The sequence below is a fragment of the Ideonella sp. FW305-24 genome, from assembly GCF_058788035.1.
Window position 1 is genome coordinate 123,364 of the sequence record NZ_JBYTAI010000017.1, and the last position, 14,704, is coordinate 138,067.

Here is a 14,704-nt window from a genome sequence, read left to right on the forward strand (position 1 = left end):
TTCAATCAGGCGTCGGATCTCGCCACGACGCCCTGCTTGGCCGTCTCCAGGAGCTGGCAGAGCGTCCTCATGCCAGCGACAAGCGGTGCGGCAGTCGCGTCCCGATAGCCACCAAGCCGGGAGATCAAGCTTCTACCTGTTTCAAGACAGGCATCGATTTGCAGCACGTTGGCATTGTTTGCATGCATCAATTCCGCTGTGCTCAGCAGCCAATTCCTTCCCGCGTCTTTCAGGCCGGCAAGGTCGTTCGCAAAAGCGTTGATCGCGTTGGGAAGGTTCGCCACCGCAAAGCCACGTGTGGCCTGGCTCACACGGCTTGCACGAAGGTAGTCCTGTGGATTGAGATACCCGAATATCTGGAACAAAACCTCGTTAGGCAGGTTTTGAAATGGGTCTGGTCGGTCGTCGCCAAAGTCGGCCATGGAACGCTCCTTCAAGAATCAATGGACCCGGACAGGTCACGCTATGCTTCCCTCACCTCCACCTGCCCCGCCTCCAGATCCAGCTGCGTGCGCAGCAGGATCTCCAGCGGGACGGGTTGCGACCAGAGGTGGCCGCGAATCTCGAATTCGATGATGTTGTGGGTGTCCAGCACGCTGGTGGCCTCCAGCGCGCGCACCGCCAGGCTCTCGGGCAGGATGCGCGGCTCGTAGCGCAGGATGGCGCTGCGGATCGCCTTTTCCAGCAGGCTCACGTCCACCTTCGAGGCCAGCTGGCCCGACAGCGCCGGCAGCCCGAAATTCAGCACGCTGGCGGCCAGGCCGGGCCAGGCCTCGGCTTCCTTGCCCAGCGGCTGCACGGCGTTGAACAGCCAACCGAGATCGCGCAGCACCGCCTGGCGCAGCTGCGACTTGCTCATCACGCGGTGATGCTCGGCCTCCTCGCGGCGATGCGGCTCGTCGTCGGTCAGCCGGTCCAGCAGCGCCGGCTGCAGGCGGTCACGCGGGCTCGTGGACACGTCAGCCCCTCGTCCGACGGGTACGCCGGACGATCTCCCGAGGGAATGCCGGCCGGCTTGGGAGCGGCCCGGCGCCCGGCCCGGCGGAAACGGGATGCCTCATGCCTCGGCGCCCGACTGACCCAGCTCGATGCAACGCACATCCAGCAGCGAATGTTCGCCCGCATCGGTGGCGAACACGCGCTGGCCAACGCCCGCGTACTGCTCGACATTCGGTGGGTCCAGCGGCGTCCATTCGGTGCGCCGCGCCATCCACACCCGCTCGTCGTCCCAGCTCGTGCTGCGCGGATAGCGCGTGGGGATGAGCGCCACGGTCTCGCCGCCGTTCGGGAACCACAGGTGCGCCGGCAGCCAGACCAGATCGCGCAGGTCACCCGGCGCCTCGATCTGGACCTTGCTCAGCGCCGAGAACGGCACCCAGGCATAGCGCCCGTTGACCACCGCTTCCAGCACCGGGCCGAGGCGCGAATCGGCATCGCACACCCATTCGAACGGCGTGCCGTCCAGTGCGCCGGCCACCGTCTCGGCCTGCGCCAGCGCCTGTTCGCGCAGCGATCGCGCGGCACCGGCATTGCCCTCGGCCTGCTGCTGCAGCGCCTGCACCAGCAGCGCCACCCATTCGGCTGGCTGGCCGAACAGCATCGGCGTGGTCTTGCCGTCGAAAACTGCTTCGCGCACCAGTTCGCACTTCAAGGCCTCGCGGTAGGTGTTGACCATGGGCAGCGCTTCGGCGTCCAGCTCGCCACAGACTTCCAGCTGCGTGCTCGCGCGCTGCCACTGGCCGGTCACGACCAGCAGCTGGAACAGCAGCACACGCAGCTTGGCGTCCTCAGGCTTGGCACGCACCTGCTGCTGCGCCTGGGCCAGCGCCTCCCCGGGCCTGCCAGCCGCCACCAGTTCCTTGATCGTGTCCATGGTCTTTCAGCTCAGATCGTCGGTGAAGCTGTGGCTCGCGCCCAGTTGGCCGCTGGCGCTTTGCGGCCGGTATTCGATCGCCACTTTCTGGAAGCTCAGCGCCACCTTCTCGACCGTGGCACCATCGGCGCCGGCCTCCACGTCGTAGCTGGCCACACGGGCCTTCTCCAGCGTGAGCGAGAAGAAGTCTTCCTGCTCCCCGCCGGCCTTGCGCAAATGCAGCACTGCGCTGCGCACCTCGTCATTGGTGGCGACAGCGCTCATCAGCGCGGTGCTGGCACTGTCAAGCCGCTTGGTGATCAGCAAATGGCGGTAGCTGCGCCGGCCGGTGGCTAGGCCGGCCACCGCGTCGCCCACCGCACCCACGCCCCAGCTGAAACCGATGACGACGATGTCGTCCTGGTGGCCGGCGGCAACGGCCTCTCCCTTGGCCTTGCCGGCGCGCTTGAGTGTCAGGTCCAGGTACATGTCGGCGCTGGTGGGGACCACCACCAGCGGCAAGCTGCCGGCAGGCATGGGCGGGGCCGGGGTTCAGCGCGTTTCGGTGCTGGCCACGTTCCAGCCGAATTTCACCGAGCCGCCGAGCGCGCCCTTGTCGTCCTGCGGCTTGTATTCGAACTCGATGTCGGCATAGCTCAGCGCGACGCTTTCCGAGATCTCGCCGCCGCTGCTGGCCGACGGCGCCACCGACGTGACCAGCACCTGCTTGAGCGTGACCTTCAGGAAGTCCAGCTGGCCTTCACCGGCCTTGCGGCAGGTAATGATGGCCGAGTCGAAATGCTTGCCGCTGGCGCAGCTCTTGGCCAGCACCGGCGAGGCCTTGTCGTAGTAATGGGCGAACACCAGCTGGCCGGGAATGCCCTTGCCCTTGCCGGAGCCGCCGCCAGCGGCGGCGGTGCTGTCCTGGCGCACGTCCCAGGACCAGGCGAGCAGGTCGATCTCGCCCTTGTGGTCCTTGTGGGCGGATTCGCCGTCGACGCCGGCGATCTTGAGGTTGGTGTCGATGGTCATGTTGCGTCTCTCCTGAGTGGATGCGGGGGAATGGTTTGCACGGCCGGCCGGTCAGGCCGCCGGCGCGGGTTCACTGCGTCTTCTGCGACGGCAGCTTGGACACCAGGCGCAGCGACACCGTCAGCCCTTCGAGCTGGTAGTGCGGCCGCAGGAAGAACTTGGAGCTGTAGTAGCCCGGGTTGCCGGGGATCTCTTCGACGGTGACCTCGGCGGCCGCCAGCGGCTTCTGCGCCTTGGTGACCTCGGACGAATTCGCCGGGTCGCCATCGACGTAGTTCATGATCCATTTGTTGAGCCACTTCTCCATGTCGGCCCGCTCCTTGAACGAGCCCACCTTGTCGCGCACGATGCACTTGAGGTAGTGGGCGAAGCGGTTGCAGGCGAACAGGTACGGCAGGCGCGCGGCCAGGTTGGCGTTGGCGGTTGCATCCGGGTCGTCGTACTCGAAAGGCTTTTGCAGCGACTGGGCGCCGATGAAGGCGGCGAAGTCGGAGTTCTTGCGGTGCACCAGCGGCATGAAGCCGTTCTTGGCCAGCTCGGCTTCGCGCCGGTCGCTGATGGCGATCTCGGTCGGGCACTTCATCGCCACGCCACCTTCGTCGGTCGGGAAGGTGTGGGCCGGCAGGCCTTCGACCGCGCCGCCGGACTCGATGCCGCGGATGCGCGTGCACCAGCCGTAGAGCTTGAACGAGCGGTTGATGTTGACCGCCATCGCATACGCCGAGTTGGCCCAGGTGTAGCTGGCATGGTCGCCGCCGGCGGTCTCTTCCTCGAAGTTGAATTCCTCGACCGGGCTGGTCTTCGCGCCATACGGCAGGCGGGCGAGGAAACGCGGCATCGCCAGCCCCAGGTAGCGCGCATCGTCGGACTCGCGCAGCGACTTCCAGGCGGCGTATTCCGGCGTCGTGAAGATCTTGGTCAGGTCGCGCGGGTTGGCCAGCTCCTGCCACGAGCCCATCTGCATCAGCGACGGATTCACCGCGGCGATGAAAGGCGCGTGGGCCGACGCGGCGACCTTGCTCATCTCGCCCAACAGCTCCACGTCCGGCGGGCTGTGGTCGAAGTAGTAGTCGCCGACCATCGCGCCAAACGGCTCGCCGCCGAACTGGCCGTATTCCTCTTCGTAGACGCGCTTGAAGATGGGGCTCTGGTCCCAGGCCGTGCCCTTGTAGCGCTTGAGCGTCTTGCCCAGGTCGAGCTTGGAGATGTTCATCACGCGGATCTTCAGCATCTCGTCGGTCTCGGTGTTGTTGACGAGGTAGTGAAGGCCGCGCCAGGCGCTCTCGAGCTGCTGGAAGTCTGCGTGGTGCAGGATGGCGTTGACCTGCTCGGAGAGCTTCTTGTCCAGCTCGGCGATCATGGCTTCGATCGACATGATGACGTCGCTGCCGATCAGCTGCGTCTGGCTCAGCGCCTGCTGCGCCAGCGTCTGCACGGCCTGCTCGACGGCGCTCTTCGCGTCCTCGGTCTTGGGCTTGAATTCCTTGCCGAGCAGCTGCGCGAATTCGCCGCCTTCGTATTCGATGCCCTGCAGCGCCGAGGCAGCTTGCACGAGGGTGTCTTCAGCCATGGGGAGCTCCTGCGGTTTGGGGGGTCACTGCGCGGCGTCGGCCGGTTTCTGGGCCGGGTTTTGGGCGGACGCCAGGGACTTCAGCAGCGCCTCGTCCTTGACCACCTTGGCGATCAGCTGCTCGGCGCCGGCCTTGCCGTCCATGTAGGTGATGAGGTTGGCCAACTGCTGCCGCGCTTCGAGCAGCTGGCGCAGCCCGTCGACCTTCGCGGCGACCGCGGCGGGCGAGAAATCGTCCAGGCTCTCGAAGGTGATGTCGACCATCAGGTTGCCCTCGCCGGTCAGCGTGTTGGGCACCGCAAACGCGGCGCGCGGCTTCATCGCCTTCATGCGGGCGTCGAAGTTGTCGACGTCGAAGTCCAGGAACTTGCGGTCCGATACCGGCGGCAGCGGCTCGGTCGGCTTTCCCGAGAGGTCCGACAGCACGCCCATCACGAACGGCAGCTGGACCTTCTTCTCGGCCCCGTACAGCTCCACGTCGTATTCGATCTGCACCCGCGGCGCGCGGTTGCGGGCAATGAACTTCTGGCTGCTGGTGGCCATGGCGGCTCCTTGGTTGGCGGCATCGCCATCGCTGGCGGTTCGGGTGGGCGGTGTGAAAAGAGGGTTCTCAATCGATGGCTGTCACTCGGAACTGGCGCCGGCGAGCTTTTCCAGCTCGCGCACGCCGTCGGGCACCAGGTCGCGCACGATGTCCATGAAGTTCTTGCTCATCAGCCGCATGCCGCGGCGGATCAGCAGCGGCGCCGGGTGGCTGGGTTCGTTGCGTTCGATCCATTCGCAGGCACGCTGCAGCGCACGCATCGCGTCCTCTCGGGAGGCGATGACGCCGCTGGCTGCCGGCGCTGCCGCGGCAACCGGCCCCGCGGCGCCGTCGTCTGCCCCGGCGGCCACTCGCGGTGCGTCCGCCCCTTGCAGCTGCGCACCGAGCGCGGCCAGCGGCTTCAGCAGGCGCAGCAGCGGCGCGAAGTCCGGCCCGTGGGCCGCACCAAGCTGCTGTTCGATGGCCGCGGCAATGCCTTGCACCACCGGCAGCCCGGCGCTCAGCTGCTGGGCCAGCACCGGCACCGCGGCGGCGTGTTTCGCCAGCGCGTCATGCAGGCCTTGCGGCGAGGGCATGGCCTCACCCGGAGCGGCTTCGGCCAACCCTGCGGCCAGCTCGGCTTCGCGTACCCGCGGGCTGCCGCGCTGGCCGGTGAGGCTGGCGGCGCGCAGGTCGGCCAGCACCTCGGATGGGCTGACCAGCGGCTGCAGCGCGTTGAGCCGCGCGGTGGGATCGTTGCCGTCGCTCGCGTCCAGCTGGGGGTGAACCTGCGGCCAGTGCTGGAACAGCAGGCCCTGCAGCAACTGCAGGCCTTGCAATGCGCCCTGCCAGCCCTGCAGCCGCGCGCCGCTGCGCAGCAGCCACATGGCCACGCGCAGGTCGCGGGTGCGGGCCGCGAGTGCCAGCGCCAACTCGCGCACCTTGGGCCAGTCAGGCTCCTCAGCGGGGATGACGGTGTCACCGTACTGCTGCTCGGGCCGGCCGGCGCCTGCGGTTTGCAGCGCGAGGAAAACCGGGTCGTACTCCAGGTCCGCGCCGCAAGGTGCGTCATGCTGAAGCGGGGCGAGCAGCGAGTCGAGGTCCAGGTCAGCCATCGCGTGTGCGGGCCATGGGAATGGGATGGCTGCACTCTAGAGATCGGGCCGCCGCCGCGCAGTGGTCGAAAGTCACTTTGACCACTGCTTGTGGAGGGCCGGCAAGGACAGGTGCGTCCGAGCCCAACCCCGCTGCCCCCAGCTCGGCGCTCAGGCCTTCACTTCGACCACCTGTTCGAAACCGCCAAAGATCATGCGCTTGCCATCGAACGGTATCGGAGGATTGCCCGGTGTGGACGGGTCCATGCGGGGGTCTTCCCTCATCTTCGTCATGGCCGCGTCACGCGTCGCCTTGTCCGGCCACTCGACCCACGAAAACGCCACCGTTTCCTCGGCTGCCGCTTGGACCGCGCGGCGGAAATCGGTGAGCTTCCCGTCGGGCACGTCGTCACCCCACCCCTCGATCACACGGATCGCACCCAGCTCGATGAACATCGCATCGAAATGTCGCGCGTGCTCGATGAACTTCTGTTTGTTGGCAGTGGGCACTGCGATCACGAATCCGTCAATGTAGGCCATGGCTTCTCTCCTGTTGGATTGACCGGTCGGCGCACTCGGCTCGGCACGCCCCGTAGAAACACGACGAATGAAGACCCGCCGATTCGACATGATCATCCGATGCGCGCTGAGCACGGTCGGCGGACGGGAATGCAGATTTTCTGCCCCCCAGGGCAGCGCCTCAGTCATGCCCCCTGCGCCTCAAGGCACCATACCGCGCATCGCGTCGAACAGGCGGCGCGGCTGCAGTGGCTTGAACAGCACGGTGTGGCCGCTTTCGGTGGCGCGGCGCAGCTCGTCGCGCGTGGTGTCGCCGGTCACCAGGATGGCCGGCACCTCCTGGCCGCACAGGCGGCGCACCGCCTCGATGGCGGCAATGCCGTCCCGGCCGGCACCCAGGTGCAGGTCCGACAGGATCAGGTCGGGCGCCAGGCCGCGGAGCTGTACCGATTGCTCGGCCTCCATCGCGTTGGCCGCCACGGTGGCCTCGTAGCCCCATTCCTCCAGCAGGATGCGCAGGCCTTCGCGGATGGGTTCCTCGTCGTCTATCACCAGCACCGAGCGCGGCTCCATGACCGGCATCGGCACGGTGTCGGCGGCAGCGGTGGCATCCTGGATCTCGGGCAAGCCGCCCAGCGGAATGCTGAGGCGGAACATCGTGCCCCGGCCGGGCCGCGAGGCCACGACCAGCCGGTAGCCCAGCAGCTGAGCCAAGCGCTTGACGATGGCCAGGCCCATGCCCAGGCCTTGCGCGCGGCTGCGCTGGCCGTCGCCCAGTTGCAGGAACTCGACGAAGATGCGCGGCAGGTCGGCAGCCCGCATGCCCGGACCCGTGTCCCACACCTCCACGTTGGTGTGCGTGGCCGTGGATCGCGCCACCACCACCACGCCGCCCTGCCGGGTGTACTTCAGCGCGTTCTGCACCAGGTTGCCGAGGATGCGTTCGAGCAGTTGCGGGTCGCTGCTGACCGACTTGCCGCCGGGCGAAAACCGAAGCCCCAGGCCCGAGGCTTCGGCCTGGCCGGCGTGGTGCATGTGCAGGCGGCGGAACACATCGCGCAGCGGGAAGTGCTGGATGTTGGGCTCGATGGTGCCGGCGTCCAGCCGCGAGATGTCCAGCATTGCGTTGAACGACTGCTCCAGCCCTTCGATCGAGCGCATCACGTTGCGCACCAGCGGCTCTTCGGCGCTGCCCTGCAGCCGCTGCTCCAGCGTGGCGGCGAACAGCCCGAGCGCATGCACCGGCTGGCGCAGGTCGTGGCTGGCAATCGCCAGGAAGCGGCTTTTCTCCTGGTCGGCACGCAGCGCGGCGTCACGCGCACCCGCCAGCACCTCGACCTGGTCGTCCCGCGCCATCAGCGCTTCGCGCATGCGGCGCCAGCGGCGGTGGCCCCACCAGGCCAGGCCCACGACGCCGAACGCCAGGCCGAATGGCACGGGGTCGGCCGCCTCCTGCCAGGACGTGCCCATGGCCGCGGCCTCGGCGAGCGCCGCCAGCCCTTCGGACATGGGCAGCAGCGCGGTCATGGTCGCCACATGGCGCAATGGGGCGAGTGCCAGCGCCAGCAGCATCGTCAGGACGATCTGCAAGGCATCGGCCCAGGGCGGGCGCGGGACTGGCGTGCTGGCCAGCCAGGGGTAGAGGCTCAGCAACAGCAGGCAGGCCACAGCCAGTGCCGTCAGCCAACGGCGCGTGGCGCGCGGGTTGCCGAGGCTGCGCCGGTTGCGCCGCCGCAAGCGCGCCGCCATCCACACGCAACTGCCTGCCGACCCTGCAACCGCCAGCAGCCACAGGCCCTGCACGACTTCCAGCGGGCGGCCGAAGGCCTGCACCAGCAGGCAGACGAGCAGCAGCAAGGCCAAGCCCGCCAGCAGGCAGGCGCCCGGAGTCCAGGCCTCGTCGAAGGCGGCGTCCTTCAGGCGCCTGGCCCGCGCGCGGCGCTCGTGCCAGCGGCCGTCGGCCGGCGAGTCCTCGTCGCCACGGGAGAGGCCGGCGACTGCAACATGCGCCGCCCATGGCGCTGGCAAACCGGCCGCGTGTGACGCCACCTTGGTCCGGGGTGGCCGTCAGCGGAACAGGCTGATCATGTGCGAACGGGACTTCACATCCAATGCCAGCAACAGCGAAGAAACGTAGTTCTTCACCGTGCCCAGCGAGAGCTGGGTCGAGTTGCTGATCTCCTGGTTGCTGCAGCCCGACAGCACCAGTTCCAGGATCTCCAGGTGGCGGGGACCCAGTTCGGCCACGCGGTCGTACATGGCAGAAGACGGGAAGCGGGGGAACAAGGTGCCGGGCGATGCAGGCCGGCCGCGCCGCGCGTCGCCCACCAGCGCTGCCAGCGTGTTGCGCATCTCGACCATCATCGCGCCCTTGGGCACGTAGCCCACCGCCCCCAGCGCCCTGGCCTGCCGCACGACGAACTCGTCCTGCGTGCCGCTGAAGACGGCCACCCTGGCCTCGGGGAAGGCCTGCAGGAACTGGCGCAGGCCCTGCAGGCCTTTGCAGTCGCTGAGGTTCAGGTCCAGCAAGACCACGTCGACCGGCCCGCTGTCTCGGTAGACCTGCAGGCCTTCCTGCAAGGATGCGGCTTCCAGCCACTCGATGCTGAGGTCGTCCAGCAGCCGGTACAGCGTGCGGATGCCGGCGCGCACCAGTTCGTGGTCGTCGATCAGCAGCACACGCCGCGTTGCCGGCACGGCGCAACGAAGGTCACTGCTCACCGTGTGAAAGCGAAGATCTGTTACTGCTTCCATGGGAGAGCCTCCTGGCGACAGGAGAAAAATCTCCGGCTCGGCAGTCGCCAAACCTTTGAGCGCCGGAGGAGCCGGATCATAGGCTTCCCGGGCGGGGGCGCACTCCCGCAAATGGGGGATGAAACCCTGATAAGGGACAAAGCGATCAGTTATTTGCGCCGAGATCGATTTTCGATGAAGTTGTTAATGATTGTGATGCATTGTCCATTGCAGACAATGGATTTCGTACAAGCGGCCATTTCAGTTTCCAGCACCCCCGGACGGCTTTTTGGAAACGCTGTCCACGACCACCGGCGAATACTTTTCCCACTTTTCCCGCCAGGCGCAGTGCCTGATTCCCAACTCAAATGACCATGGGATCAGAAGCGGGCGAACTGCGACTCGTCCAGGGTTTCGGCCGAGCCGAGCGCGCTGCTCTGTCCGCCAAGGGTCACGGCACCGCTCCTGGAAACCAGCGAGTTGCTGCGGGTCTGGCGGCGTGACGCCTGCGGGGCATGGCCGCGGCCACCACGGACGACCAGGCTCGGCTGTGGTGCGCGGGCAAGGTGCTGCACATTGGCCAGCTTGAAGAAGGCCATGGTCTGCTGCAGCTGCTCGGCCTGGCTGCTCATTTCTTCTGCCGTGGCGGCCAGCTCTTCGGAGCTGGAGGCGTTCTGCTGCGTGGTCTGGCTGAGCTGGGTCACGGCGCTGTTGATCTGGCCCACGCCGGAAGACTGCTCCTCCGAGGCGGCGGTGATCTCCTGCACCAGGTCCGAAGTCTTGCGGATGTTCGGCACGATCTGGCTCAGCAACTGGCCGGCCCGCTCGGCCAGCTCCACGCTGGACGAGGCCACGGTGCCAATCTCCTGCGCCGCGACCTGGCTGCGTTCGGCCAGCTTGCGCACCTCGGCGGCCACGACCGCAAAGCCCTTGCCGTGTTCGCCGGCACGTGCGGCCTCGATGGCCGCGTTCAGCGCCAGCAGGTTGGTCTGGTAGGCGATATCGTCGATGATCACGATCTTCTGTGCGATCTGCTTCATCGCCGCCACCGTGGCCTTCACGGCTTCGCCACCTTCGGCGGCTTCTGCAGCAGCCTTGGTGGCCATGCCATCGGTGACCTTGGCGTTTTCGGTGTTCTGCGAGATGGAGGCGGTCATCTGCTCCATTGACGCGCTGGTTTCTTCAACGCCGGCAGCCTGTTCGCTGGCCGCCTGCGACAGGGCCTGCGCAGTGGCGCTGACCTCTTCGGAAGCGCTGGACAAGGCATCGGTACCGCTGTTGACCTCGGTCACCACCTGCGAGAGCTTGGCCACCGTGCTGTTCACACAGTCGCACAAGTCCTTGAGCTGCCCTTGGTAGTCGGCCTTGGCCACCTGGGTCAGGTCGCCCCCTTCCATGGCCTGCAGCACTCGCTTCGCCTCGTTCAGGGGCTCGATCACCGCATCCAGGGTGCGGTTGATGCCATCCACGATCTTGCGGAAATCACCTTGGTGCAGGTCAGTGTCTGCGCGCACTTCGAGGCGCCCAGCGTTGGCAGCGGTGACCAGGATTTCGGTGTCCCGAATCAGCGCCTTCAGGTTCAGGCGCACCTGCTCGATGGTGTCGTTGATGAAGGCCTTCTTGCCTGGGAACTTGTCCAGCGGCGCTTCGAAGTTGCCGCGCCCGAACTCGGCAATGCAAGCCATGGCCTTCTTTTTGACCGCGATGTGGCCACCGACCATCTGGTTGATGCCTTGCGCCATGGTGCGGAACTCACCGTCGAAGCGCGCCGCTTCGATGATCACGTCGATGTCGCCCGCATCATGTTCGCGCGACATGCGGTTGAGTTCCGAGATCAGGCCCTTGAGGTTGCTGCGCACCTGCTCGATGGTCTCGTTGATGAAGGCCTTCTTGCCCGGGAACTTGTCCAGCGGGGCTTCGAAGTTGCCGCGGCCAAACTCAGCGATGCAGGCCATGGCCTTCTTCTTCACTGCAATGTGACCCGCCACCATCCGGTTCACACCCTGGCCCATGCTTTGGAAATCGCCCACCAGGGCCTCGGTGTCGATCACCACATCGATGTCCCCGGCGTCGTGTTCGGCGGACATGCGGGTGAGTTCGCCATTCATGCGCTTGAGCCCGTGCACGGTGGTGCCCAGTGCTTGCAGCAGGCGGCCGGTTTCATCGGCCGGGCCGCTGGGCACGGTGACGTCGAGATGCCCCAGGCTGATCTGCTCAGCGGCGCTTACCGCCAGCCCCAGCGGCACCGTCACGCTGCGTATCACCCAGAATCCCAATACGCCACACAGTGCTGCCACGACGGCGAGCAGGCTGCCGGACTCGGAGACGGCCGAGGCGTGGGCACTCAGCCAGAGGCTGGTTCCCAGCAACGAGACGATGACGGCTGCAAAGCTGCCGGCCAGTCGAATGGCAATGCTTTTTTGATTTGGCACGGGTATCTTTCAGGTGGACGAATACAAGCCGCGTGTAGCGGGGACTGCTTCAGGGTCTTCCGGTCAAGCTCACCAGCCAAAGCTCAGGTGAGGTGTTCAGTTCGCGATGGCGAGCTCAGCGGGGGCGACCGCCGCGGTCTCGCCGACCCCGTCAATCGTGAGCACATGGTTCACGTCCAGCAGGATCACGAACTTGCCCTTGACCTTGCCCACGCCCTGGATGAACTCGCTGCGGATGCGGGCGCCGAAGGCCGGTGCCGGCTCGATGTCGCTCGATGCGATTTCCAGCACTTCGTTGACCGCGTCGACCACCACGCCGATGACCTGGCGTTCCAGCCGGCCGTCGTTGTCGACCTCGGTCTCGACGATGACGATGCAGGTGCGCTTGGTGACATCGCTGGACTTGCGGCCAAAGCGCGCCAGCGGGTCCATGACCGGCACCACCGCGCCGCGCAGGTTGATCACGCCGCGCACGCAGGCCGGCATCATCGGCACCTCGGTCAGGCTGTGGTACTCGATGATTTCCTTGATCGCCAGGATGCCGATCGCGAAGACCTCGCCGGCCAGCATGAAGGTCAGGTACTGGCCAGGCTCGGCAGTTGAGGATGCGGGCGCGGCGAGGGCGGCGGAAGAGGTGTGGGGAACCAGTGCGCTCATGGGGATGTCCTGTGGGCTTGAGGGCTGCTGATCACTCAAAAGCGGGCGAACTGCGATTCGTCGATGCTGTCGGCTGTGGCCAAGGCGACCGGGCGTGCAACTGGCGGTCGCACACCACTGGCCTGGGCTGCACGGCCGCTGCTGCGCGCTGCTGGCTTGCCACTCGGGCGAATCGGGGCTGGAGGCAGGCGGCGCTGGCCGCCGCCGCTCAGCTTGAAGAAGGCCATGGTCTGCTGCAGCTGCTCGGCCTGGCTGCTCATTTCTTCTGCCGTGGCAGCCAGCTCTTCGGAGCTGGAAGCGTTCTGCTGCGTGGTCTGGCTGAGCTGGGTCACGGCGCCGTTGATCTGGCCCACGCCGGAAGACTGCTCTTCCGATGCGGCGGTGATCTCCTGCACCAGGTCCGAGGTGCGGCGGATGTTGGGCACGATCTGGCTCAGCAAGCTGCCGGCGCGCTCGGCCAGCTCGACGCTGGAAGACGCCACGGTGCCAATCTCCTGCGCCGCGATCTGGCTGCGCTCCGCAAGCTTGCGCACTTCGGCTGCAACCACCGCGAAGCCCTTGCCATGCTCGCCGGCGCGGGCCGCTTCAATGGCCGCGTTCAGCGCCAGCAGGTTGGTCTGGTAGGCGATGTCGTCGATGATCACGATCTTCTGCGCGATCTGCTTCATCGCCGCCACCGTGGCCTTGACCGCTTCGCCGCCTTCGGCCGCTTCGGTCGCGGCCTTGGAGGCCATGCCGTCGGTGACCTTGGCGTTTTCGGTGTTCTGCGAGATGGAAGCCGTCATCTGCTCCATCGAGGCGCTGGTTTCCTCGACACCGGCGGCCTGCTCGCTGGCGGCTTGCGACAGCGACTGCGCGGTGGCGCTCACCTCTTCCGAAGCACCGGCCAGCGACTCTGCGCTGGCATTGACTTCTGCCACCACCTCGGCCATCTTGACCACGGTGGCATTCACATAGCGCGTCAGCTCGGCGTAGACACCGGGGTACTCGGCCTCGATCTGCTGGGTCAGATCGCCGTTGGCCATCGCGCGCATCACCCGCGACACGTCATCGATGCTGCCGCTTGTGGTGCTCGCCATGTCGTTGACGTAAGACTTCATGCGGCCATAGGCGCCGTCGTAGTCCTTGTCGATGTTTTGGCTCAAGTCACCCTTGGCAATCGCGGCCATCACGCGGACGACGTCGTCGATGCTGCTGCCGGTGGTGCTCATCAAGCTGTTCAGGCCCAGCGCGATGTCCTTCTGAAAGCCTTGAAGTCCATCCAGGCTCATGCGTTCTTCAAAACTACCCCGGTTGGCCGCCTCGACCATGCGGCGCTGGCTGTCGACAACCTGCTTGAGCTTGTCCACCATGCTCTTGATCGCGAGCACCGCACTGCCACCGTCATTCGGCCGCGTCACCACGTCCATCGTCAGATCTCCTGCCGCGACCTTGCTGGCAATCTCGGCCACATAGGCCGGCTCGCCGCCCAGAACCTTGCTCAGGTTGCGCACGATGAGTGTCGCGATCACGGCGGCAAGCGCCATGGCGAGGGCGGACAGGCCGATGACGGTCGTGCGGGTGCTGTCGTAGGTTGCGGCGGATGCCTTGACGGCGTCCTCCATCAACGAGGACTGGAACGCGCCCATGGCCTCCAGGGCTTCCCAATACGCGGTATTGGCGGGGCCGAAGCTGCTTTTGAGGTAGGTGACCGCGGCCTTGCGGTCGGTGCTCATCAGTTCATAGAGCTTGCTGTAGTGCTCTCCGAGCGCGTCACTCTTGACCCGGATCGCGTCGAACAGCTGGCGTCCCTTCGGGGTGTTGATCATGCCGTCGAGCTTGCTGAGCGAGGTCTTGATTTCGTCGGTGTTGACGCCGACCGCCTTCTTGTAGGTGGCCATCTCCGTGTCATCGCTGCTCAGCAGCATGTTGCGCAGCAGCCGGCCGTTGTCCAGCGTGTTCTTGATCGAGTCGTTGACCAGCATCACTTTGGGATAGCGGTCGTTCGTGATCTGGGTGGTGAGATCCTGCATGCCGCCCATCTTCACGATGGCGGTCAACGACAGGACCAGCATCAAGGCCACCACCGTGCAGAAGCCCAGTGCCAGGCGGGTTGAAATCTTCATTTGGTTGAACAAGGTAGCTCCCAAGGGGGTAATTGGCCGTCAGTTCGAGGCACTGAAAAGCGATTCAGTCAGCCCGAGACATGCTGGAACTCGGTACGAGGCAATCTGGCGAATTGAAGAGGTATTTGAATCAGGCAGTTGAATCAGGCCGTGGCTTCGCTGGCGACCCTGCCCGAATGCTGGCCGG

14 protein-coding genes are annotated in these 14,704 nt (G+C 66.2%); all 14 read right to left on the reverse strand.

Annotation, left to right across the window (positions count from 1 at the left end; genetic code table 11):
• Positions 1 to 5: 5 nt before the first annotated feature.
• The 14 genes from AC3WR5_RS29990 to AC3WR5_RS30055 all read right to left on the reverse strand — a co-directional run bounded on the left by AC3WR5_RS29990 (position 6) and on the right by AC3WR5_RS30055 (position 14,517).
• Positions 6 to 422: an F-box protein gene (locus AC3WR5_RS29990; RefSeq protein WP_141289168.1), complete on the reverse strand. Its 417-nt coding sequence runs from the start codon at positions 420 to 422 to the stop codon at positions 6 to 8.
• A 41-nt stretch (positions 423 to 463) separates the two neighbouring features.
• Positions 464 to 958, reverse strand: a complete 495-nt coding sequence (tssE, locus tag AC3WR5_RS29995; RefSeq protein WP_492489243.1) for a type VI secretion system baseplate subunit TssE — start codon at positions 956 to 958, stop codon at positions 464 to 466.
• Between the two features lie 99 nt (positions 959 to 1,057).
• Positions 1,058 to 1,873, reverse strand: coding sequence for a type VI secretion system accessory protein TagJ (locus AC3WR5_RS30000; protein ID WP_492489245.1), 816 nt, complete (start codon positions 1,871 to 1,873; stop codon positions 1,058 to 1,060).
• Between the two features lie 6 nt (positions 1,874 to 1,879).
• Positions 1,880 to 2,389 (reverse strand): Hcp family type VI secretion system effector, encoded by a 510-nt coding sequence (locus tag AC3WR5_RS30005; protein WP_141289177.1) that lies wholly within the window; start codon positions 2,387 to 2,389, stop codon positions 1,880 to 1,882.
• A gap of 15 nt (positions 2,390 to 2,404) precedes the next feature.
• Positions 2,405 to 2,884 carry an Hcp family type VI secretion system effector gene (locus tag AC3WR5_RS30010; protein ID WP_141289178.1) on the reverse strand — a complete coding sequence of 160 codons (480 nt, stop codon included), beginning with the start codon at positions 2,882 to 2,884 and terminating at the stop codon, positions 2,405 to 2,407.
• A gap of 70 nt (positions 2,885 to 2,954) precedes the next feature.
• Positions 2,955 to 4,454, reverse strand: a complete 1,500-nt coding sequence (gene tssC, locus AC3WR5_RS30015; RefSeq protein ID WP_141289180.1) for a type VI secretion system contractile sheath large subunit — start codon at positions 4,452 to 4,454, stop codon at positions 2,955 to 2,957.
• Between the two features lie 24 nt (positions 4,455 to 4,478).
• Entirely contained in the window at positions 4,479 to 4,997 is a 519-nt protein-coding gene (gene tssB, locus AC3WR5_RS30020; protein ID WP_141289182.1) for a type VI secretion system contractile sheath small subunit, read from the reverse strand.
• Positions 4,998 to 5,078: 81 nt separating this feature from the next.
• The gene (gene tssA, locus AC3WR5_RS30025) at positions 5,079 to 6,092 is read right to left on the reverse strand and encodes a type VI secretion system protein TssA (RefSeq protein ID WP_492489248.1); all 1,014 of its coding nucleotides are present in this window, start codon (positions 6,090 to 6,092) and stop codon (positions 5,079 to 5,081) included.
• A 150-nt stretch (positions 6,093 to 6,242) separates the two neighbouring features.
• Entirely contained in the window at positions 6,243 to 6,611 is a 369-nt protein-coding gene (locus AC3WR5_RS30030; protein ID WP_141291446.1) for a DUF1428 domain-containing protein, read from the reverse strand.
• A 180-nt stretch (positions 6,612 to 6,791) separates the two neighbouring features.
• A complete protein-coding gene (locus tag AC3WR5_RS30035) occupies positions 6,792 to 8,618 on the reverse strand; it encodes an ATP-binding response regulator (protein WP_492489250.1) in 1,827 nt (608 codons plus the stop codon).
• Between the two features lie 39 nt (positions 8,619 to 8,657).
• The gene (locus AC3WR5_RS30040; RefSeq protein WP_211361568.1) at positions 8,658 to 9,311 is read right to left on the reverse strand and encodes a response regulator transcription factor; all 654 of its coding nucleotides are present in this window, start codon (positions 9,309 to 9,311) and stop codon (positions 8,658 to 8,660) included.
• Between the two features lie 392 nt (positions 9,312 to 9,703).
• Positions 9,704 to 11,755 carry a methyl-accepting chemotaxis protein gene (locus tag AC3WR5_RS30045; protein ID WP_492489252.1) on the reverse strand — a complete coding sequence of 684 codons (2,052 nt, stop codon included), beginning with the start codon at positions 11,753 to 11,755 and terminating at the stop codon, positions 9,704 to 9,706.
• 96 nt (positions 11,756 to 11,851) lie between these two features.
• Complete coding sequence (locus AC3WR5_RS30050; protein WP_231013014.1) at positions 11,852 to 12,412, reverse strand: chemotaxis protein CheW; 561 nt, start codon at positions 12,410 to 12,412, stop codon at positions 11,852 to 11,854.
• Positions 12,413 to 12,447: 35 nt separating this feature from the next.
• Complete coding sequence (locus AC3WR5_RS30055; RefSeq protein WP_141290971.1) at positions 12,448 to 14,517, reverse strand: methyl-accepting chemotaxis protein; 2,070 nt, start codon at positions 14,515 to 14,517, stop codon at positions 12,448 to 12,450.
• Positions 14,518 to 14,704 lie beyond the last annotated feature (187 nt).

Coding starts and splice junctions, on each gene's coding strand:
- AC3WR5_RS29990 (WP_141289168.1), bottom strand. CDS start 422: ATGGCCGACTTTGGCGACGACCGACCAGACCCATTTCAAAACCTGCCT.
- AC3WR5_RS30000 (WP_492489245.1), bottom strand. CDS start 1,873: ATGGACACGATCAAGGAACTGGTGGCGGCTGGCAGGCCCGGGGAGGCG.
- AC3WR5_RS30005 (WP_141289177.1), bottom strand. CDS start 2,389: ATGCCTGCCGGCAGCTTGCCGCTGGTGGTGGTCCCCACCAGCGCCGAC.
- AC3WR5_RS30010 (WP_141289178.1), bottom strand. CDS start 2,884: ATGACCATCGACACCAACCTCAAGATCGCCGGCGTCGACGGCGAATCC.
- tssC (WP_141289180.1), bottom strand. CDS start 4,454: ATGGCTGAAGACACCCTCGTGCAAGCTGCCTCGGCGCTGCAGGGCATC.
- tssB (WP_141289182.1), bottom strand. CDS start 4,997: ATGGCCACCAGCAGCCAGAAGTTCATTGCCCGCAACCGCGCGCCGCGG.
- tssA (WP_492489248.1), bottom strand. CDS start 6,092: ATGGCTGACCTGGACCTCGACTCGCTGCTCGCCCCGCTTCAGCATGAC.
- AC3WR5_RS30030 (WP_141291446.1), bottom strand. CDS start 6,611: ATGGCCTACATTGACGGATTCGTGATCGCAGTGCCCACTGCCAACAAA.
- AC3WR5_RS30050 (WP_231013014.1), bottom strand. CDS start 12,412: ATGAGCGCACTGGTTCCCCACACCTCTTCCGCCGCCCTCGCCGCGCCC.
- AC3WR5_RS30055 (WP_141290971.1), bottom strand. CDS start 14,517: ATGAAGATTTCAACCCGCCTGGCACTGGGCTTCTGCACGGTGGTGGCC.